General features: G+C 75.1%; 19 protein-coding genes. 12 read left to right on the top strand and 7 right to left on the bottom strand.

All coding sequences use genetic code 11. The features are described from left to right. The first annotated feature begins 40 nt into the window (after positions 1-40). The 3 genes from HD597_RS12555 (at position 41) to HD597_RS64395 (ending at position 3,179) form a co-directional block, all read left to right on the top strand. The gene (locus HD597_RS12555; RefSeq protein ID WP_253742195.1) at positions 41-2,803 is read left to right on the top strand and encodes an ATP-binding protein; all 2,763 of its coding nucleotides are present in this window, start codon (positions 41-43) and stop codon (positions 2,801-2,803) included. Positions 2,804-2,886: 83 nt separating this feature from the next. Next, a complete protein-coding gene (locus HD597_RS12560; protein ID WP_253742196.1) occupies positions 2,887-3,060 on the top strand; it encodes a hypothetical protein in 174 nt (57 codons plus the stop codon). Further along, a complete protein-coding gene (locus HD597_RS64395) occupies positions 3,057-3,179 on the top strand; it encodes a hypothetical protein (protein WP_276082895.1) in 123 nt (40 codons plus the stop codon). Before HD597_RS12560 ends, HD597_RS64395 begins: the two co-directional genes overlap by 4 nt. Positions 3,180-3,243: 64 nt before the next feature. On the opposite strand, the gene HD597_RS12565 is transcribed toward HD597_RS64395, so the two are convergent. After that, positions 3,244-4,071, bottom strand: coding sequence for an alpha/beta fold hydrolase (locus HD597_RS12565; protein WP_253742197.1), 828 nt, complete (start codon positions 4,069-4,071; stop codon positions 3,244-3,246). Positions 4,072-4,417: 346 nt separating this feature from the next. On the opposite strand from HD597_RS12565, the gene HD597_RS12570 reads away from it, so the two are divergent. The 5 genes from HD597_RS12570 to HD597_RS12590 all read left to right on the top strand — a co-directional run bounded on the left by HD597_RS12570 (position 4,418) and on the right by HD597_RS12590 (position 10,857). Then, complete coding sequence (locus HD597_RS12570; protein WP_253742198.1) at positions 4,418-5,323, top strand: patatin-like phospholipase family protein; 906 nt, start codon at positions 4,418-4,420, stop codon at positions 5,321-5,323. Next, positions 5,320-6,534 carry a macrolide family glycosyltransferase gene (locus HD597_RS12575; protein ID WP_253742199.1) on the top strand — a complete coding sequence of 405 codons (1,215 nt, stop codon included), beginning with the start codon at positions 5,320-5,322 and terminating at the stop codon, positions 6,532-6,534. Before HD597_RS12570 ends, HD597_RS12575 begins: the two co-directional genes overlap by 4 nt. Before the next feature lie 3 nt (positions 6,535-6,537). Further along, positions 6,538-7,032 carry a hypothetical protein gene (locus HD597_RS12580; RefSeq protein ID WP_253742200.1) on the top strand — a complete coding sequence of 165 codons (495 nt, stop codon included), beginning with the start codon at positions 6,538-6,540 and terminating at the stop codon, positions 7,030-7,032. Beyond that, the gene (locus tag HD597_RS12585; RefSeq protein ID WP_253742201.1) at positions 7,029-7,949 is read left to right on the top strand and encodes a hypothetical protein; all 921 of its coding nucleotides are present in this window, start codon (positions 7,029-7,031) and stop codon (positions 7,947-7,949) included. Before HD597_RS12580 ends, HD597_RS12585 begins: the two co-directional genes overlap by 4 nt. Positions 7,950-8,088: 139 nt before the next feature. Further along, entirely contained in the window at positions 8,089-10,857 is a 2,769-nt protein-coding gene (locus HD597_RS12590) for a helix-turn-helix transcriptional regulator (protein WP_253742202.1), read from the top strand. Positions 10,858-10,868: 11 nt separating this feature from the next. Here the strand turns inward: HD597_RS12590 and HD597_RS12595 are convergent, their stop codons facing one another. From HD597_RS12595 to HD597_RS12605, 3 genes are read right to left on the bottom strand one after another with little or no spacing between them, the layout of a single operon-like run. Beyond that, positions 10,869-11,285 (bottom strand): cation transporting ATPase C-terminal domain-containing protein, encoded by a 417-nt coding sequence (locus tag HD597_RS12595; protein ID WP_308210961.1) that lies wholly within the window; start codon positions 11,283-11,285, stop codon positions 10,869-10,871. Continuing rightward, on the bottom strand, positions 11,270-12,487 hold the full coding sequence (locus HD597_RS12600; protein ID WP_253742203.1) for an HAD family hydrolase: 1,218 nt from the start codon (positions 12,485-12,487) through the stop codon (positions 11,270-11,272). The genes HD597_RS12595 and HD597_RS12600 overlap by 16 nt, the downstream gene beginning before the upstream one ends. Then, the gene (locus HD597_RS12605; protein ID WP_253742204.1) at positions 12,433-13,080 is read right to left on the bottom strand and encodes a P-type ATPase actuator domain-containing protein; all 648 of its coding nucleotides are present in this window, start codon (positions 13,078-13,080) and stop codon (positions 12,433-12,435) included. The genes HD597_RS12600 and HD597_RS12605 overlap by 55 nt, the downstream gene beginning before the upstream one ends. Positions 13,081-13,189: 109 nt before the next feature. Between HD597_RS12605 and HD597_RS12610 the strand changes: the two genes are divergently transcribed. The 4 genes from HD597_RS12610 (at position 13,190) to HD597_RS12625 (ending at position 16,157) form a co-directional block, all read left to right on the top strand. Next, positions 13,190-13,675: a MarR family winged helix-turn-helix transcriptional regulator gene (locus tag HD597_RS12610; protein WP_253742205.1), complete on the top strand. Its 486-nt coding sequence runs from the start codon at positions 13,190-13,192 to the stop codon at positions 13,673-13,675. A gap of 123 nt (positions 13,676-13,798) precedes the next feature. Then, on the top strand, positions 13,799-14,704 hold the full coding sequence (locus HD597_RS12615; protein ID WP_253742206.1) for a nitroreductase: 906 nt from the start codon (positions 13,799-13,801) through the stop codon (positions 14,702-14,704). A 47-nt stretch (positions 14,705-14,751) separates the two neighbouring features. Further along, entirely contained in the window at positions 14,752-15,600 is an 849-nt protein-coding gene (locus HD597_RS12620) for an aldo/keto reductase (RefSeq protein WP_253742207.1), read from the top strand. A 50-nt stretch (positions 15,601-15,650) separates the two neighbouring features. Beyond that, entirely contained in the window at positions 15,651-16,157 is a 507-nt protein-coding gene (locus tag HD597_RS12625) for a MarR family winged helix-turn-helix transcriptional regulator (protein ID WP_253742208.1), read from the top strand. Here HD597_RS12625 and HD597_RS12630 read toward each other — a convergent pair. The 3 genes from HD597_RS12630 to HD597_RS12640 form a co-directional block, all read right to left on the bottom strand. Continuing rightward, the gene (locus HD597_RS12630) at positions 16,087-16,596 is read right to left on the bottom strand and encodes a hypothetical protein (RefSeq protein WP_253742209.1); all 510 of its coding nucleotides are present in this window, start codon (positions 16,594-16,596) and stop codon (positions 16,087-16,089) included. The genes HD597_RS12625 and HD597_RS12630 overlap by 71 nt on opposite strands. 236 nt (positions 16,597-16,832) lie before the next feature. Further along, complete coding sequence (locus HD597_RS12635; RefSeq protein ID WP_253742210.1) at positions 16,833-17,279, bottom strand: ATP-binding protein; 447 nt, start codon at positions 17,277-17,279, stop codon at positions 16,833-16,835. Positions 17,280-17,407: 128 nt separating this feature from the next. Further along, the gene (locus HD597_RS12640; RefSeq protein ID WP_253742211.1) at positions 17,408-17,824 is read right to left on the bottom strand and encodes a hypothetical protein; all 417 of its coding nucleotides are present in this window, start codon (positions 17,822-17,824) and stop codon (positions 17,408-17,410) included. Between the last annotated feature and the right edge of the window lie 21 nt (positions 17,825-17,845).

Raw genomic sequence — 17,845 nt, forward strand, 5'->3', positions numbered from 1 at the left:
ATCGTCCATGGCTCTACTCTCCTGTCGGGGTGGTGGAGCCATGACGAGTGGTGGTGCGGGGGCGTTCGAGCTCCGTGATCGGCGCGTGGAGTGCGCGGTGCTGGACGGGGTGCTCGCCGACGTGCGCTCCGGCCCGGGGCGGGCCCTGCTGCTCCGGGGCGAGGCGGGCGTCGGGAAGTCGGCGTTGCTCGACTACCTCGTGGGCCGCTCGGCCGGCTGCAAGGTCGTGCGCGCGGCAGGCGTCGAGTCCGAGATGGAGCTGCCGTTCGCCGGCCTGCACCAGTTGTGCGCGCCGATGCTGGACCGGCGCGACCGCATCCCGGGCCCGCAGAGCGAGGCACTGGCCGTCGCGTTCGGCCACAGCGCGGGAAGCCCGCCGGACAGGTTCCTGATCGGGGTGGCCGTCCTGAGCCTGCTGGCGGCGGCCTCGGAGGACCAGCCGCTCCTGTGCGTGATCGACGACGGCCAGTGGCTGGACCAGGCCTCGACGCAGACGCTGACGTTCGTCTCGCGGCGCCTGTTCGCCGAGCGGATCGGCGTGGTCTTCTCCGTGCGCGAGCCGGCGGCCGGGCCCGAGTGGCGCGGCCTGCCCGAGCTGGCGGTCGGCGGCCTGCCCGAGGACGACGCCCGCGCGCTGCTGGACTCGGCCGTTCCCGGGCGGCTCGACGAACGGGTGCGGGACCGCATCGTGGCCGAGACGCGCGGCAACCCGCTGGCCCTGCTGGAGCTGCCGCGCGGGCTGACGGCGGCGGAGCTGGCAGGCGGGTTCTGGCGGCCCGACGCGCAGCCGCTGGTGAGCCGGATCGAGCACAGCTTCGCCCGGCGGGTGCGCTCGCTGCCCGAGCCCACGCAGCGGCTGCTGCTCACGGCGGCGGCCGAGCCGCTCGGCGACATGACGTTGCTGCTGCGCGCGAGCCGGCTGCTGGACCTCCCGATGAGCGCGGGCGCGCCGGCCGAGGAGGCCGGGCTGATCGAGCTGGGCTCCCGGGTGCGGTTCCGGCATCCGCTGGTGCGCACGGCGATCTACCGCGCGGCCGGGCCCGCCGACCGCCGCGCCGTGCACCGGGCCCTCGCCGAGGCGATCGACCCGGCCGCCGACCCCGACCGGCGCGCCTGGCACCGGGCGCACGCGGCGGCCGGCGCCGACGAGGAGGTCGCCGCCGAGCTGGTCAGCTCCGCCGACCGGGCGCAGCGCCGCGGCGGCGTCGCGGCCGTGGCCGAGTTCCTGCGGCGCGCGACCGAGCTGACCCCGGACGCGGCCACGCGCGCGCTCCGCGCCCTGTCCGCCGCAGAGGCGGCGCTGCGCTGCGGCGCCTTCGACATCGCGCTGCGGCTGCTGCACATGGCGGACGAGGCGCCGGCCGACGAGCTCCATCGGGCACGGGTGGAGCTGATGCGGGCGCGGGTCGCCTTCGCCTCCGGTCACGACATGGCCGCGCCGCGGCTGCTCCTCGAAGCGGGCCGCCGGCTGGAGCCGCTGGACATCGAGCTCGCCCGCGACACCTACCGCGACGCCATGGGCGCGGCCCTGCTCGCCGGCGGGTTCGCCGAGGGCGGCGGCGTGCTCGCGGTGGCGGGCGCGGTGCGCGCGGCGCCGAAACCGGCCCGGCACCGCCCCGGCGACCTGCTGCTGGACAGCCTCGCCGCGCTGTACGCCGATGGATATCCGGCCGCCGTGCCGCCGGCGCGGGAGGCCCTGCTGGCCTTCCGGGCCGAGGACAAGTCCGGCGCGAACGAACAGCCCTGGTTGTGGCTGGCGGGGGTCACCGCCGCCGACATGTGGGATGACGAGAGCTGGGTGATCCTCACCGAGCGGCACGTCCGCGTGGCCCGCGACGTCGGCGATCTCAGCGTCCTGCCGCTCACCCTCAACTCGCTCGCGGTCGTGCGGCTCTTCTCCGGCGAGCGCGCGGCGGCCGTCTCCCTGGTCGCGGAGATCCAGGCGATCGCGGAGGCGACCGGGGGAGCGCTGGCCCCGTACGGCGCGCTGGTGCTGGCGGCCTGGCACGGCGACGAGAGCGCCGCCGCCCCGCTGATCGAGGCGAGCACGGCCGACGTGATGGCCCGCGGCGAGGACAGCGGAGTCCTGGTCACCTGCTGGGCGCGGGCACTGATGCTGAACGGGCTGGCCCGGCACCAGGAGGCCGTCACGGCGGCCCGCGCCGCGACCGAGCACCCGGTCGAGTCCGCCGTCGTCTACTGGGCGCTGTCGGAGCTGGTCGAAGCCGCCGTACGCAGCGGGCAGGCCGAGCTCGCGGCCGCCGCCCGCGACCGCCTCGCCGCGACGGCCCGGGTCGCCGGGACCGACTGGGCGCTCGGCGTGCTGGCCCGGGCCGAGGCCCTGCTGGCGGCAGGCCGCACGGCGGAGGACCTGTACCGGCAGGCGATCGACCACCTCGGCCGGACCCGGATCCGGATGGAGCTGGCCCGCGCCCGCCTGATGTACGGCGAGTGGCTGCGGCGGGAGAACCGCCTCCGGGAGGCGCGCGGCCAGCTCCGCATCGCCTACGACCTGCTCACGGCGGCCGGCGCCGACGCGTTCGCCGACCGGGCCCGCCACGAGCTGGCCGCCGCCGGCGAGCCGGTCACCGAGCGCGCCACCCGCCCCCGCGACACCCTGACCCCGCGCGAGACCCACATCGCCAGGCTCGCCGGCAACGGGCTGACCAACGCCGAGATCGGCGCCCGGCTCCTGCTCAGCCCGCACACCGTGGAGTGGCACCTGAGCAAGGTCTTCAGCAAGCTCGGCATCACCTCACGCAGGCAGCTCCGCCTGCCGGACACCGAGCTCGGCGGCGACTAGGGGGCCCGCGGAGCTGTCACGGAGGCCGGAGGCTCTCCGGTCTTGGCCGGCGACCGGATGGTGATCCGTTGAAAGGCGTCTTCATGAACGAGCACACCCCAGCCACCGAGCACGACCACAGCGGTTTCGAACCGCTCTACGTCACGCGCGTCGCCGTGACCGGCGGCGGCTCCGGCCACGCGCGCGCCACCGGCCGGGCCCGCTCGGCCGCGACCCGGCCGACGGCGGCTACCGGCTGCGCGCCGACCTCGTCGTGACCTGGCCGGGGGTGGACCGCGACCAGGCCGCCCCGCTGCTCGCCCAGGCGACCGCGCTGTGCCCGTACGCCAAGATGGCCCGCCAGGGCATCCCCGCCACGATCGACTTCGCCGGCTGAGCAGGCCACACGTGACGAGGGCACCGGCCTGTCACGGCCGGTGCCCTCGTCACGTCCGGTCCCGCTATCGCGTACTCGCCCGCGCGGCCTGCTCGATCACCTGGGTGACGGTCCTGGGCGCCGTCATCAGGCCGACATGCCCGGCGTCGTACTCGACGACGGTGGAGCCGGCCCGCTCGGCCATGGCGCGTTGCGCGCCGGGCGGGATGATCCGGTCCTTGGCGCCGATGACGTACCACGACGGGATCGACCGCCAGGCTGGGGCGCCGGACGGCTCGTTGAGCGCCCCCACCGTGGCCGGCCGCTGGGTGGCGGCCACGATCGCCTTGTCGTCGAGGCTCAGGCCGCTCGCGAACGACGTCACGACGGTCGCCTTCTTCAGGTACAGGTCGGTGTCCGCGGCAGGCGGGAGGGCCGGGGGAACGAGGTCGAACACGGTCGCCGGGTCCGGCACCGACAGGGCGGAGTCCGGCCCCGCGAGCTGGGTCGCGGACTCGCCGGCGTCGGGCGCGAAGGCGTTGACGTAGACGAGCGCCTTGACGGCGGGGTTCCCGGTGGCCGCGTTGGTGATCACAGCCCCGCCGTAGGAGTGGCCGACGAGCACGACCGGCCCCGTCAGCGTCGCCAGGAAGGTCTTCACGGACGCGGCGTCGCCCGTCAGCGAGCGCAGCGGGTTGGCGATCGCCCTGACCGGGTAGCCGTCGGCCTGGAGCCTGGCGACGACCCCGCTCCAGCTCGAGGCGTCCGCCCAGGCTCCGTGCACGAGCACGACGGTGGGCCTGGCGCCACGCGAGCGGCCGTCCTGGGCGGCGGCGCCCGGCGCCGGGCTGACGCCGGCCAGGATGAGGGCCGCCGCGGCGAGCAGGGCCGCCGCGGTGCGGGGCCGTCTCATGGTGGGACTGATCATGGCTGGTCCTGTTCCGTGTGAGAGGGGCGGCTCCGGCGGACGGGAGAGCGGAGACGGTCACGCCGGAGCCGCGGCCGGGGCCGTACCGCCCGGCTCGTGCTGGTAAGACCGGACGCCGGCCCGCCGCGTGACGTCCGTCCCCGGCCACCGGGAAAAGCCGCCGCGGGTGTCACGGGTCCGGGGGGCCGTCTTGTCATAGCTGTGACACCTGTCCGATTCGGCGCGCTGGTGAGAAGGGCGGATCATGTGGGTGACACATCGCAGGAGGCCGGCCTCGCCGGCCCTCCACGGCTTCCGGCCGGGCGGTCCCGGCCATGGAAGGCGCCAGGTCATGACCCGCGATGAGGGGACGCACGCTCCCTTGCCGGGCCTGAGCGCCCTGCCCCGCCCCGTGGCGGCGGTGATCGGCGGCGGGGGAGTGCTCGGAGCCGCGCAGGTCGGCATCGGGTACGCGCTGGAACAGCGCGGATTCGCCCCCGACATGATCATCGGGACCTCGGTCGGGGCCCTCAACGGCGCCATCGTGGCCGCCCACCCCGGCACGGCCGCCGCGCGGCTGGACCACGTCTGGAGCCGGGTGCGCCGCCGCGAGGTGTACCCGCTGGGCTTCCTGGCCTCCCGGGTCAGCATCGTCGCCGACCACGGCCTGCGCAGGCTGATCGCCGGGGCGGACCTGCCGGAGCGCATCGAACAGCTGAGCATCCCCTTCACCGCGGTGGCCACGGACCTGTCCACCGGCGCCGAGGCGTTGCTCAGCGAGGGCGACCTCGTGTCCGCGCTGCTGGCCAGCGCGGCCATCCCGGGCGTGCTGCCCCCGGTGGAACGGGAGGGCCGCACGCTCATCGACGGCGGCGTGATCGCCTACGTCCCCGTACGGGCGGCGCGGGAGGCGGGCGCGGCCAGCGTGGTGGTGCTGTCGGCCGGGCCGGAATGGCCGCTGAGCCCGGCCCTGCCACCCAGGCGGGCCGGCGCGGTCGCCGCCAGGGCGGCGCTGCTGCTGGGACACCGCCAGATCGAGCGCGACCTGCGCGAGGTCGCCACCCGGGTCCCGACCGTCGTGCTGCCGACCGGCATCGAGGCCTGGCCCGCCCCGTGGGACTTCCGGCACGCCCAGCGGCTCATCAGCACCGCCGCCCGCACGGCGGGCCGCTTCCTCGACGGGCTGCGGGTCGACGGGCCCGGCCTCTACGGGGTGAGCTGCCATCCAGCGGGCACGGCGGCGGAGGCGAGCCGATGAGCACCATCGCCTTCCTCAACATCCCGATGCACGGGCACGTCAACCCGACGCTGCCCGTCGTGGCCGAGCTCGTCCGGCGCGGCCACACCGTCACCTATCACATCTCCGCCCCGTTCTCGGCGGAGATCGAGGCCACCGGCGCGACCGTGTGCCTCTACCCCGAGGCCGACCGGCCGCTCGCCGACCCGCCGATGCCGATCACGATGCTGGACGGGCTCGCGCGCACCACCGTCGGCCTGCTGCCCCGGGTGCTCGCCGAGCTGCGCGACATCCGGCCCGACCTGATCGTGCACGACTCCGCCTGCATGTGGGCCGCGGTCGCCGCCCGCGAGCTCGGCGTGCCCGCGGTGTCGCTGTTCACCACGTTCGCGTACAGCCGCCACGCGCCCAGCCCCACCCGCCTGTCGTGGAGGCTGCTGGCCGAGGCGGCGGCCCATCCCCGCAACGCCCGCGACTTCCTGCGGTGGCGGCGCAGGCTCCGCCGCCGCTACGACACGAGCGGCCTGCCGCGCTTCGACTTCCCGAACGTGCGCGAGCCGCTCAACCTGGTCTTCACCTCGCGCGACTTCCAGCCGGGCGCCGGCACCCTCGGCGAGTCGTTCCAGTTCGTCGGCCCCAGCCTGGGCTCCCGCCCGCCCGACCCGTCGTTCCCGGCCGGCCGCCTGCGCGCCCCCGTCCTGTACGCCTCCCTCGGCACCGTGTTCAACGTCGGCCCGCAGCTCCTGCGCAACCTGGTCATCGCGCTCGCCCCGCTGGGCGGCACCGTGGTCCTCGCCACCGGCGGGACCGACCCGGCCGCGCTGGACCCGCTGCCGGACAACGTGATCGCGCGCCGCTTCGTCCCGCAGACCGAGGTGCTGGAGCGGGCCGCGCTGTTCGTCACGCACGGCGGCATGAACAGCGTCAACGAGGCCATGTACGCCGGCGTCCCGATGCTGGTGATCCCCCAGGGCGCCGATCAGCCGCTCGTGGCCCGCCGGGTCGTCCAGCTCGGCGCCGGCCTGGCGATCAGCCCCCGCGACGCGGGTCCCGGGCTCGTGCACGCCCTGGCCCGGCGGCTGCTCGACGAGCCGCGCTTCATGGCCGCGGCGGACCGCCTTCAGGTCGCGCAGCGCGAGGCCGGCGGCTACGTGCGCGCCGCCGACGAGCTCGAACGCCACCTGCGCCGCAGCGGCCGGCCCGCCCCGGCCGACTCGCCGCGGGAGCGGTGACCCATGTCGTCTCTCGTGATCATCCTGCTGCTGCTGGCCGGGCTGTCCGAGGCCGCGGGCCGCCTCCTGCCCCTGCTCGCCCGCCGGCCCCGCACGTCGCGGCCGCTGCTGATCCCGCTGGTGCTGATCGGCGCCGTCGTCGAGGGCGCGGTGTTCGCGCTGTGGCCGCTGACCGCGTGGACGCTCGCCGGGCTGATGCGCTCCGCGCCCCTGCCCGGCGACGCCGCGTTCACCTGGACGCCCGACCTGGCCGCCCCGCTGCTGCTCGCCGCCGTCCTGGCGTTCCCGCTGCTCGGGCCGCTGCTGCACCTGCTGCTGCTGGTGGCGGTCGGGGCCGGCCTGGTGGCCCCGCTCGCCGCGGCGACCGGGCTGGGCTGGTGGGCCGCCGCGGGCTGCGTGGCCGTCGCCGGATTCGGGCTCGGCATCGCCGTCGAGGTCGTCCGCCGGCTGGTGGTCACGGCCAGCGCCATCACCGGGGTGCGGGGGCCGGCCACATGAGCGAGTTCCCGCTGCTGGTCCTGGTGCTCGGCCCGGTCCTGCTCGCCGAGGCGCTGCTCGCCCGGTACGAGGTGCTCGCCTACGCCGCCGGCTGGCGGGCGCCCACCACCGAGCTGCCGCAGGACATGCCCTACGCCAGGGGCGCGGACCCGGACCGGCCGCCGGAGGCGTACCTGGTGTACCTGGACGGCATCGGCAAACGCCGCTTCCGCGACACCCGCGACGGGGGCAAGCTGGTCGAGGCCCTGATCGGTGGGGCGCCGGAGCTGCGCGTGCTGGGGCAGGTGCAGCCGTACTCCCCGCTGGCCGCCCCGCTGGTCGACCGGCCCGTGTGGGAGTGGCTGCGCCACCACGTCGCGCTGCTGCTGTTCCTGCACAACGTCATGCAGATCTTCGTCGCCGCCGACCACCGCTACCGCCCGCTGTACAACCGCGCCGTGGGCGCCCAGATCGCCGACCAGCTGCGCCGGGCCGGCTACCGGCCCGGCAGCGGCATACCCGTGGTGCTGGTCAGCTACAGCGGCGGCGCCCAGGTCGCCATCGGCGCGGTCCCGGCGCTGCACGCCGGGTTGCGCGCGCCGCTGCTGCTGATCACCCTCGGCGGGTTCCACAACGGCGCCAACGACCTCAGCCACGCCGACCACCTCTACCAGCTCACCAGCGACCACGACTGGATCGAGTGGGCCGGCACCTGGCTCTTCCCGCAGCGCTGGCGGGTGTGGCGCCGCAGCGCGTGGAACCGGGCCCGCCGCGACGGCAAGATCACCACCCGGAGGCTCGACCCGGCCACCCACGTCGGGCGCAACAGCTACATCAGCCCGGAGGCGCGGCTGCCCGACGGCCGCAGCCACCTGGAGCGCACCGCCGGCACCGTCATCGACCTCATCCGCGCCCACTGCCGGGCAGGACAACCGTGACAGCCGCGGCCACGGCCCCTCCACCAGCGGCGACGAGCTCTTTGCCGTGATCTGGACCGGAACGATAGGCTACCTGCCGAATCAGGGCGATCGGCTCCCGCCTTCCATCGCCGGGCACACGGCCGGTGGAGGCGATGGCATGGCGAGCAGGGATCCCAAGGAGCGGCTGCGCGGCAGGCAGGGCGAGTGCGAGACGCTGGACCAGCTCGTGGCCACGGTGCAGTCCGGCCACAGCGCGGTCCTGGTGGTGCGCGGCGAGGCGGGCATCGGCAAGACGGCCCTGCTGGAGTACGCGCGCGCGGCGGCCTCGGGCTGCCGGATCGCCAGGGCGGCGGGCGTGGAGTCGGAGATGGAGCTGGCCTTCGGCGGGCTGCACCAGCTCTGCGCCCCGTTCCTGGGCCACCTCGCGCACCTGCCGCCCCCGCAGCGCGAGGCGCTGGCCACCGCGTTCAGGCTGAGCGCGGGAGCCCCGCCGGACCGCTTCCTGGTCGGGCTCGCGGTGCTCAGCCTGCTCGCCGACGTGGCCGACAAGGAGCCGCTGGTCTGCCTCGTCGATGACGCCCAGTGGCTCGACCGGGTCTCCGCGCAGACGCTCGCCTTCGTGGCGCGGCGCCTGCTCGCCGAGCGGATCGGGCTGGTGTTCGCGGTGCGCGAGCCCCGCCTGGAGGACGACCTGACGGGGCTGCCGCAGCTCGAGGTCGGGCGCCTGAGCGACGGCGACGCCCGCGCACTGCTGGACTCCGTGGTGCCAGGGCGGCTCGACGCGCGCGTACGGGACCGCATCGTCGCCGAGACGCAGGGCAACCCGCTGGCCCTGCTGGAGCTGCCCCGGGGGCTGACGCCCGCGGAGCTGGCGGGCGGGTTCGGGCGGCCCGACGCGCGGTCGCTGGCCGGCCAGATCGAGCAGAGCTTCCTGCGGCGGGTCCAGTCGCTGCCGGCCGAGACCCAGCGCCTGCTGCTCATCGCGGCGGCCGAGCCGGTAGGCGATGTGAGCCTGCTGGCGCGGGCGGCCGACCTGCTGGGCATCGATGCGGCCGCCGCGGCGCCGGCCGAATCGGCGGGTCTGATCACGCTCGGCACCCGCGTACGGTTCCGCCATCCCCTCGTCCGCTCGGCGGCCTACCGCGTGGCGTCCCCCGAGGACCGGCAGGGCGTGCACCGCGCGCTGGCCGACGCGACCGACCCGCGGGCGGACCCCGACCGCCGGGCCTGGCACCTGGCCAACGCCGCCCCCGCCCCCGACGAGGCGGTGGCCGCCGAGCTGGAGCGGTCCGCCGGCCGGGCGCAGGCCCGCGGCGGGGTCGCGGCGGCGGCGGCGTTCCTGGAGCGGGCGGCCGAGCTGACCCCCGACTCCGCCCGCCGCGGCGCCAGGGCGCTGGCGGCGGCCCGGGCCAAGCACCGCGCCGGCGGCTACGACGCCGCGCTGGAGCTGCTGGACGCGGCCGGGCTCAGCCCCCTGGACGAACGCGACCTCGCCCAGGCCGACCTGCTGCGCGGCCAGATCATGTTCGCCTCCAGGAGCGCGGGCGCCGGCCTGCCGCTGCTGCTCAAGGCCGCCAAGCGGCTGGAGCCGCTGGACGCCGGGCTGGCCCGCGAGACCTACCGTGACGCCCTGTACGCGGCCTTCACCGCCGGCCGCCTGCCGGACGGCGCCCAGCTCGCGGACGTGGCGGCGGCGGCGCTCGCCGCACCGCCCGGGCCGCTGCCGGAGCGCAACGACCTGCTCATGAACGGCGTGGCGGCCATGGTCACCGAGGGGTACGCGGCAGGCGTGCCGATGGTCCGGCGGGCCCTGGACGCCTTCCGCACCGAAGGCGTCTCCAGGGAGGAGGGCCTCGGCTGGCTCCCGCTCGCCTCCCGCATGGCCTACAACGTCTGGGACTTCGACGGCTGGTCGACGCTCTCGGCCAAGCTGGTCGAGCTCGCGCGCGAGACGGGTGCCATGTCGATCCTGCCGCCCGCCCTGCTGCTGCTCGTGCCGAACCGGGCCCACGCGGGCCAGCTCGCCGTCGCGGAATCGCTCGTCGCCGAGGCGGTGACGATCGGCGAGGCCACGGGCAGCCGCTTCTTCGCCCAGTACTGCGCCCTGGTGATCGAGCCGTGGCGGGGCAGGGAGGCCGCCACCCGTCAGGCGATCGAAGCGATCACCCGCGACCTGGCCCTCCAAGGAGAGGGGAAGGTGCTGACCGCGACCCACTGGGCGAGCGCGGTGCTCTGCAACGGCCTGGCCCGCTACGAGGAGGCGTACGTCGCGGCCGAGCGCGGCTGCGAGAACCCGCAGGAGCTCGGGCTGGCCATCTCCTCGATGGTCGAGCTCGTCGAGGCCGCCACCCGGAGCGGGCGCCCGGCCCGCGCCGCTGCCGCCGCCCTGCACATCGACGAGATGGCCCAGGCCGCCGGCACCGACTGGGCCCTCGGCACCTCCGCCCTGGTGCGTGCCCAGGTGAGCGGCGGACCGGCCGCCGACGCCCTCTACCGGGAGGCGATCGAGCGGCTCGGTCGCACCGAGGTCGGCGTGGCCGGCGCCCGCAGCCGGCTGCTCCACGGCGAATGGCTGCGCAGGGAGAACCGCCGCGCCGAGGCCCGGGAGCAGCTGGGCGCCGCGTACGAGCTGCTCGGGCAGATGGGGGCCGAGGCGTTCGCTGACCGCGCCCGGCGTGAGCTGCAGGCCACCGGCGAGACGGTGCGCAAGCGCCCCGTCGAGGTGCGCGCCACGCTCACCGCCCAGGAGGCGCAGATCGCGCAGTTAGCCGGCGACGGGCTGACGAACTCCGAGATCGGCGCCCAGCTCTTCATCAGCCCCCACACCGTCGAATGGCACCTGCGCAAGATCTTCGTGAAGCTCGGCATCGTCTCCCGCAAGCAGATCCGCGCCACGCTGCTGGAAGGCAGGGACGAGACCGTCTGACGCCCGGCCGTTCACGCGCCGTGGCCGCCCCGGCGGCGGTCACGGGCGCGGAGCAGGGCCTGGACGAGCTCGCCCGCCCACAGGATGGCCGAGCCGACCGCCACGCAGGCCAGCCACTGGCCGAGGCTGAGATCGATGGTGGTGAAGAAGCCGTGCAGGGCGTCCACCTCCACGATGATCCCCAGCAGGACGACCACCGCGAGGGTGGCGACCAGCGGGTTCGGGTGGTGCAGGCTCTCGCGGTGGAACAGGCTGCGGGTGGGGTGGCGGACGGTGAGCAGGTTGAACGCCTGGAAGAAGACGAACGTGACGAGCGCCATCGTGCCCGCGACGGTGGCCTGGCCGACGGCGGCGGCGGGGCCCGGCGCCCAGGCGAGGACGGCGGCGGTGCCGGCCGCCATGATCGTGCTGGTCAGCAGGATGCGGATGAGCCGTTCCCCGGTGAGGACGGGCTCGCGCGCCGGGCGGGACCTGGAAGCGGGTGAACTTGACGATGTTGTCGTAGGTGCCGCGCCCTTCCCTGACGGCTCCCACGATGGTGGCGAAGTCGTCGTCGGTGAGCACCATGGTCGCCGCTTCCTTGGTCACCTCCGTCCCGGTCAGGCCCATGGCGACGCCGATGTCCGCCTTGCGCAGCGCGGGGGGCGTCGTTGACACCGTCGCCGGTCATCGCGACCACGTCGCCGCGGGCCTGGAGCGCGCCGACGATGCGGAGCTTGTGCTCGGGCGAGACCCGGGCGACGACGCCGATGTCGTCCAGGCGGCGCGCCAGGCCGGCGTCGCCGGCGGACAGATCGAGCTCGGCGCCGGTGACGGCCCGGCCGGGGATGCCGAGGTCGCGGGCGATGGCCGCGGCCGTCACCGCGTGGTCGCCGGTGATCATGCGGACGCGGATGCCCGCCTCGCGGCACTGCTCGATGGCCTGCCGCGCCTCCGGCCTCGGCGGGTCGACGATGCCGACCAGGGCGATCAGGACGATCCGGTCAAGGAGCTCCTTGACGTCGCCGCCGCTGCCACCGTCGCCGTCGAAGCCGTCGGGGAAGTCCTTGCGGGCCACGGCCAGCACCCGCCGGCCCTGTCCGGCCAGGGTCGCGTTCGCCTCGTCGTAGTGCCGCCGCTCCTGCGGGTCCAGCGCGGTGACGCCGTCCGGGCCCAGGTAGTGGGTGGCCCGCGCGGCCAGCACGTCCGGCGCGCCCTTGACGAAACAGCGCACGATCGGCCGGCCGTCGTCGCCGGTCCAGCGGTGGAAGGTGGCCATGAACCTGTGGTCGGCGTCGAACGGGACCTCCGCCACGCGCGGGCGTCGCCGGCGCAGCGCCGTGACGTCGATGTCGCCCTTCTCGGCCGGCACGACCAGGGCGGCCTCGGTGGGGTCGCCGACCACCGCCGCCTCCTCCTCGTCGCGGAACACCGCGTCGGTGCACAGCGCCATCGCGGTCAGCGCCTCGTCCAGGGTGTCCGGCGGCGGGCGGCCGTCGGTGGAGCGGATGCGCCCGTCGGCGGTGTATCCGTGACCGGAGACGGTGAAGCGCCGCCGCGCGAGGAAGATCTCCCGGGCGGTCATCTGGTTGAGGGTCAGCGTGCCGGTCTTGTCGGTGCAGATCTGCGAGGTGCTGCCGAGGGTCTCCACCGAGGACAGCCGCTTGACGATGGCGCCGCGGCGGGCGAGCCGGTCGGTGCCCCCACGACCGCCACCACCACGGCGGAGATGAGCGCCAGGGTTCTGCTGAGCGTGCTGATCTGCCGTTGTAACGGGGTCGGGGCGGGCTTGGCCGAGGCGAGCAGGCCGGCGATCCGCCCGGTCTCGGTCGCCATGCCGGTGGCCGTGACGAGCATCTCGCCCCGGCCGCGGGTGACCGAGGTGTTCATGAACAACGCGTTCGCACGGTCGGCCGGCGGCGCCTCCTCCTCGACGCGGCCGGTGGCGGACTTGGCGACCGGCTGCGCCTCACCGGTCAGCTCCGACTCGCGCACCTCCAGGGAGGCCGCCGACAGCAGCCGGCCGTCCGCCGGCACCCGCTCGCGGGCCGCCTCCCGCAGGCGGTCGGGGCCGTGGCGGCCGAGCCGCCGCGCCGCCTCGCCGGCCGACAGGCCCTGCTCCGGGGCCGCCTGGAGCAGGGCGGCGACCTCGCCTGCCGGCAGCGCGTGCCACGGTGTGCGATCCGGCTCGATCAGGTGGTCACCCTCTGCCGGCCGGTGGTGCGGCGTCCTGGTTTCGCTCACCCTCCTGAGACCGGACGGCCCCGAGGGATCGTGACAGGCGTCACTCTCGTCACGGATCTCGTTGCGAATGAAACAGTTTCGGATGAAGGGTGCTCGGTACCATGACGTCATGAACGCCGACGTCCCGGACCGTGCCGCCACCGCGCGGGCGACCGCCCGCCCGGGGGACACCTCGCCCTTCGCCCTCGGGCTGCTGCTGCGCCAGGCGCACTGGCGCGCGGCCTCGGTGATGACGGAGGCGCTGCGGCCGCTCGGCATCGAGCTGCGGCACTTCGCCGTGCTGATCGTGCTGATGGACCGCGGGCCCACGGTGCAGCGGGACCTGGCGGCGGCGACGGGCTCGGACAAGGCGGGCGTCATGCGGGTCGTGGACGACCTGGAGGGCAAGGGGCTGGCCGTGCGCAAGGCGGTTCCCGGCGACCGCCGGGTGCGGGTGGTGGAGATCACCCCGCAGGGCGTCGAGCTGTTCGACGCGGCCCACGTGGCGGCCGAGCCGCAGGCCGCGCGCCTGGCCGCCGGGCTGGGCCCCGATGAGACCGAGCGATTGAAGGAGCTGCTGACCCGGGTCGCCTATCCCGCCGACGGCGACACGTAATCTGCACGTTTTGCCAGGTCATGGTGCCTTTCTGACCTAAGGTCGTATTGAATGATACGGTCGCATCTGATACGATCTAACTGTCAACAGATAGATGAGGAGTGCGGGCAGGAGGTAACGATCATGAATGTCTACGAGGCAGTCACGAGCCGCCGGGCGGTACGCGGATTCACCGGCCGACCCGTTCCCATGGAGGTGCTGAAGCGCGTGCTGTCGGCCGCGGCCTGGGCGCCGTCCGGGTCGAACCTTCAGCCGTGGCACGTCTACGTGGTGACCGGCGAGCCGCTCGCCGAGATCAAGAGGCGCGCCGGTGAGCGGCTCGCCTCGGGCGACGCCTGGGACGAGCGCGAGTACGAGATGTACCCGGCCGACCTGAAGTCCCCGTACCGGGAGCGCCGGTCCGCCTTCGGGCGGGAGCGCTACGGCGGGCTCGGCATCGCCCGCGAGGACTGGGAGGCGCGCCAGCGCGCCGCGGCGGGGAACTGGGAGTGCTTCGGCGCGCCCGTCGCCCTGTTCTGCTACATCGACCGCGACATGGGCCTGCCCCAGTGGGCCGACTTCGGCATGTACCTGCAGACGGTCATGCTGCTGCTCCGCGAGGAGGGGCTGCACAGCTGCCCGCAGATGGCGTGGTCGGTGTACCGCGAGAGCGTCGCGGACGTCCTGCGTCCGCCGGACGAGCTCATGCTGTTCTGCGGCATGTCGATCGGTTTCGAGGACGTCAAGGCCGACTACGGCCGTACGGGGCGGGCGCCGCTCGACGAGACGGTCACGTTCGTGACCGGCGCCGGGCCCGCGGACGCGCACGACGTGCCGGTGGTGTTCGCGCGCCGCAGCGGCTGCCGCAGCCGGGTGCCGATCAGGCTCACGACCGGACGGCCGCTGCGCCGGAACCGCCCGCGCACGCCGCCGCGCTCGTTCCGCCCCTTCGGGCGGATCACGGGCCGGGACCTCCGCGACGGCGGGCCGCACTGGACCGTGGCCTGGCCCGGCGGGCGTCTGCGCCTGGACCAGCGGTCCCGCTCCTGAACCAGAGGAGCCCTGCTCCGACGCCACCTCACCTCACGGGGAGAGACATGACCGACCAGTTCCGCCTCGGCCACGACCTGACGATCGACCGGCTGGGGTTCGGCGCCATGCGCCTGTGCCAGAGCCACCCGGGCGGCCCCGCCCGGGACGCCGAGTCCGGGCGCGCCGTCCTGCGCCGCGCCGTCGAGCTCGGCGTGAACCACCTCGACACCGCCGGCTTCTACCGCGGCCCGGACGGCTCGACGAGCGCCAACGCGCTGATCCGCGAGGCCCTGGCCCCGTACCCGGACACCCTGGTCATCGCCTCCAAGGCCGGCCCGGTCTTCGGCCCCGGCGGCCTGCGCCAGGCGAGCGCCGCCGAGCTCCGGCCACAGGTCGAAGCCGACCTGGAGAGCCTGGGCCTGGACCGCCTCGACCTGGTCTACCTGCGCATCGGCAAGACGGACCCGCCGCGCGGCGAGTCGCTGGCCGAGCGCTTCGAGGCGCTGGCCGCGCTGCGCGAGGAGGGCCTGATCCGCCACCTGGGCCTCAGCAACGTCGACACCGGCCACCTCGCCGAGGCCCGCGCGATCGCTCCCGTCGCGGCCGTCCAGAACCACTTCCACATCGCCAACCGGGCCGAGAGGGCCGTTCTCGACGCCTGCGAGCAGGCCGGCATCGCGTTCGTGCCCTTCTTCCCGCTGGGCGGCGGCAGGGCCGACATCGACGACCCCGCCCTGGTCAAGGTCGCCGGACGGCACGGCGCCACCGCCCACCAGATCGCCCTGGCCTGGCTGCTGGCCGTCTCCCCCGCGACGCTGGCCATCCCGGGCACCGGCTCCGTGGCCCACCTGGAGGAGAACCTGGCCGCCCGGTCGATCCGCCTCACCGAGCAGGACCTGGCCGACCTCGCCTGATCATTCTCTCTTCCCCGGCATGACCGGCGGGGGCGCTGTAGAAGAGACGTATGACGCAGAGCGGTTCGCACGAAGCTGACGGCGCCGATCTCCTGGCGGTCACGTCGGCGGTGGTGGCGGCCTCCCGGCTGCTGGTGGGGATCGCCGTCCGGTCGCTGGCGGAGGTCGAGGGCAAGGTGACGTTGCCGCAGTTCCGCATGCTGGTGGTGCTCAACGAGCAGGGGCCCACCAACCTGGTGACCATGGCCGGGCTCCTGGGCGTCACCTCTCCCACGGCGATGCGGATGGCCGATCGGCTCGTCCTGGCCCAGCTGGTCGTCCGCGAGGTCAGCCCGCACAGCCGGCGCGAATCGATCATGAATCTGACCTCGCAGGGCCGCCGGCTCGTCGCCAAGGTGATGGCCCGCCGCCAGGCCGAGGTCGCCGCCATCGTCTCGCGGATGACCTCCGAGCAGCGCCGTGCCGTGATCGAGGCGCTGACGGTCTTCAACCAGGCGGGGGAGGAGTCGGTCGCCACGCCGGTGCACCCGCTCGGCTGGCCGGAGGAGCACCGCTGACCGGGATGCCGGCCTGCTGGCCGGCCGTCCGGCTCCTCTTGTGGCGCAGCAGGCCCAGCCGGTGGTCCCGATCGCGGGCGGCCAGCTCGGCCAGCGCCTGCTCGATGGTGCCCGCACGGGCGACGCCGCCGGCCCAGGCGAGCTCCTTCCTGTCGCACACCACCACCAGGCGACCGCCCGCCTCCCGCGCGTGCCGCTCGACGAGCAGCAGCATGAGGCACGTGCACAGGGTCAGCTCGGTGATCCGGCGCAGGTCCAGGACGAGATAGGGCGGCACGCGCGCGATCAGCGCCTGCACGAGCAGCGGGTACACCCGGCCGGCGGCCGGCTGGTTGAAGGCGCCGATCAGGCTCATGACCGTGACCGGCCCGCACAGCCACCGTTCGATGCGGAAGGCGGGACGGCCTCCCGCGGGGGAAGGCCCGGGCGACTGGCTCATGGCGTTCCTACCTCGGCGTGCGGGGACATGCCGACCGGCACGCGCGGGCGATCGGGCCGAGGCGCTGCCGCCGACCGGCTCTCCGGCCGTTGTCATCGACCACGGGAGCGAAGGGTCTGCTTTCGGCCGACGATAGCAGTCTCTTGCCCTAGGCAAGAAAGAATGAAGGCAACAGTAGCCGCGCGGTCATTGCCGTCGAGCTCCGGCCTGGGAGAGGGGCGGGCGGCCCGGCGTTCCTACGCCGGCGTGAGGTGCGTCCGGCGCCGGCCTCGGTGATGGAAGCGCAGATGCAGGCGCGCGGTGCCGTCGCTGTCGTCGAGGACGATCTCGTCGCACAGCCGGCGCATCAGGCGGCGGCTGACGTCCTGACCGGTGACGGGGGCCGGCTCCCGGCCGGTGGCCCAGTACGCCGTGGAGAGCACGCCGGCTACGTCCACGAGCTCCAGGCTCACCCCGTCCTGGTCGCTCCAGGCGATCAGGGTGCCGCCGCCGCCGTGCTCCAGCACCTTGGCAGCGGCCTCGCTCGCCGTGATCACCAGATCCATCAGCCGGCTGTCGGCCAGCCCGGCGCCGGTGCCGAAGGCCCGTACGGCCGCCCGCAGCGTGGCGAGATCATCCGAGATCGGCCACGCCAACCGGAACCCTGGCAACACGTCGATCGTCCCCTTAGGCAGCTCGTCCATCACCGCAACCCCTGCCCAGCGGAGGCCGCGATACGCACGCACACCCGCCCACCTGCGGCGACCTCACGGGCGGCCCGCCCAGGCCACCCCCGTCTCCGCCCGCCGTGCCGCACACGCGGCCGGCCGGGTCAGCCGCGCGTCCGCTCCCGCCGCGCCGCGCGCGGCCGGCTCGCACCAGGCCCGCCGGTCCTGCGCCGGGACGCTCTCAAAGCGTCCCGGCGGCCCCGCCCGGCCGCCACCGCGCGGGCGCCCGTGGCCGACGTCCGGCCGGCCCGCAGCACCCACCGGCCGGTCCGGCTTCGCAGCACCCACCGGCCGGGCCGGCTCCGCAGCACGCGCCGCCCGGTGCTGCGTGAGGAGGCCCTGGCGGCGGGCCAGACCCGCCGCGCACCCGTCACCAGGTCCCGCAGGCCGCCGGCGAGGCCCTCCGGGTGCCGGCGGAGGAAGGTGGCGAGCTCCACGACGGCCCAGCCGAGCAGCACCAGGCCCAGCACGGCCTCCACGGCGCAGACCGCCGCGAGCGCGAAGACGATGATCGTGATCACTGTGATGGCTCCGTACGCCGT

Source organism: Nonomuraea thailandensis (genome assembly GCF_024172165.1).
In the GTDB taxonomy this organism is placed as follows: domain Bacteria; phylum Actinomycetota; class Actinomycetes; order Streptosporangiales; family Streptosporangiaceae; genus Nonomuraea; species Nonomuraea thailandensis.

What these genes read in the sequence shown, in the direction of transcription:
- HD597_RS12560 (WP_253742196.1), top strand. Translation starts at nt 2,887, where the DNA reads ATGAACGAGCACACCCCAGCCACCGAGCACGACCACAGCGGTTTCGAA.
- HD597_RS12580 (WP_253742200.1), top strand. Translation starts at nt 6,538, where the DNA reads ATGTCGTCTCTCGTGATCATCCTGCTGCTGCTGGCCGGGCTGTCCGAG.
- HD597_RS12625 (WP_253742208.1), top strand. Translation starts at nt 15,651, where the DNA reads ATGACGCAGAGCGGTTCGCACGAAGCTGACGGCGCCGATCTCCTGGCG.
- HD597_RS12565 (WP_253742197.1), bottom strand. Translation starts at nt 4,071, where the DNA reads ATGAGACGGCCCCGCACCGCGGCGGCCCTGCTCGCCGCGGCGGCCCTC.
- HD597_RS12630 (WP_253742209.1), bottom strand. Translation starts at nt 16,596, where the DNA reads ATGAGCCAGTCGCCCGGGCCTTCCCCCGCGGGAGGCCGTCCCGCCTTC.
- HD597_RS12615 (WP_253742206.1), top strand. Translation starts at nt 13,799, where the DNA reads ATGAATGTCTACGAGGCAGTCACGAGCCGCCGGGCGGTACGCGGATTC.
- HD597_RS12585 (WP_253742201.1), top strand. Translation starts at nt 7,029, where the DNA reads ATGAGCGAGTTCCCGCTGCTGGTCCTGGTGCTCGGCCCGGTCCTGCTC.
- HD597_RS12610 (WP_253742205.1), top strand. Translation starts at nt 13,190, where the DNA reads ATGAACGCCGACGTCCCGGACCGTGCCGCCACCGCGCGGGCGACCGCC.
- HD597_RS12590 (WP_253742202.1), top strand. Translation starts at nt 8,089, where the DNA reads ATGGCGAGCAGGGATCCCAAGGAGCGGCTGCGCGGCAGGCAGGGCGAG.
- HD597_RS12570 (WP_253742198.1), top strand. Translation starts at nt 4,418, where the DNA reads ATGACCCGCGATGAGGGGACGCACGCTCCCTTGCCGGGCCTGAGCGCC.
- HD597_RS12555 (WP_253742195.1), top strand. Translation starts at nt 41, where the DNA reads ATGACGAGTGGTGGTGCGGGGGCGTTCGAGCTCCGTGATCGGCGCGTG.
- HD597_RS12620 (WP_253742207.1), top strand. Translation starts at nt 14,752, where the DNA reads ATGACCGACCAGTTCCGCCTCGGCCACGACCTGACGATCGACCGGCTG.
- HD597_RS12635 (WP_253742210.1), bottom strand. Translation starts at nt 17,279, where the DNA reads ATGGACGAGCTGCCTAAGGGGACGATCGACGTGTTGCCAGGGTTCCGG.
- HD597_RS12575 (WP_253742199.1), top strand. Translation starts at nt 5,320, where the DNA reads ATGAGCACCATCGCCTTCCTCAACATCCCGATGCACGGGCACGTCAAC.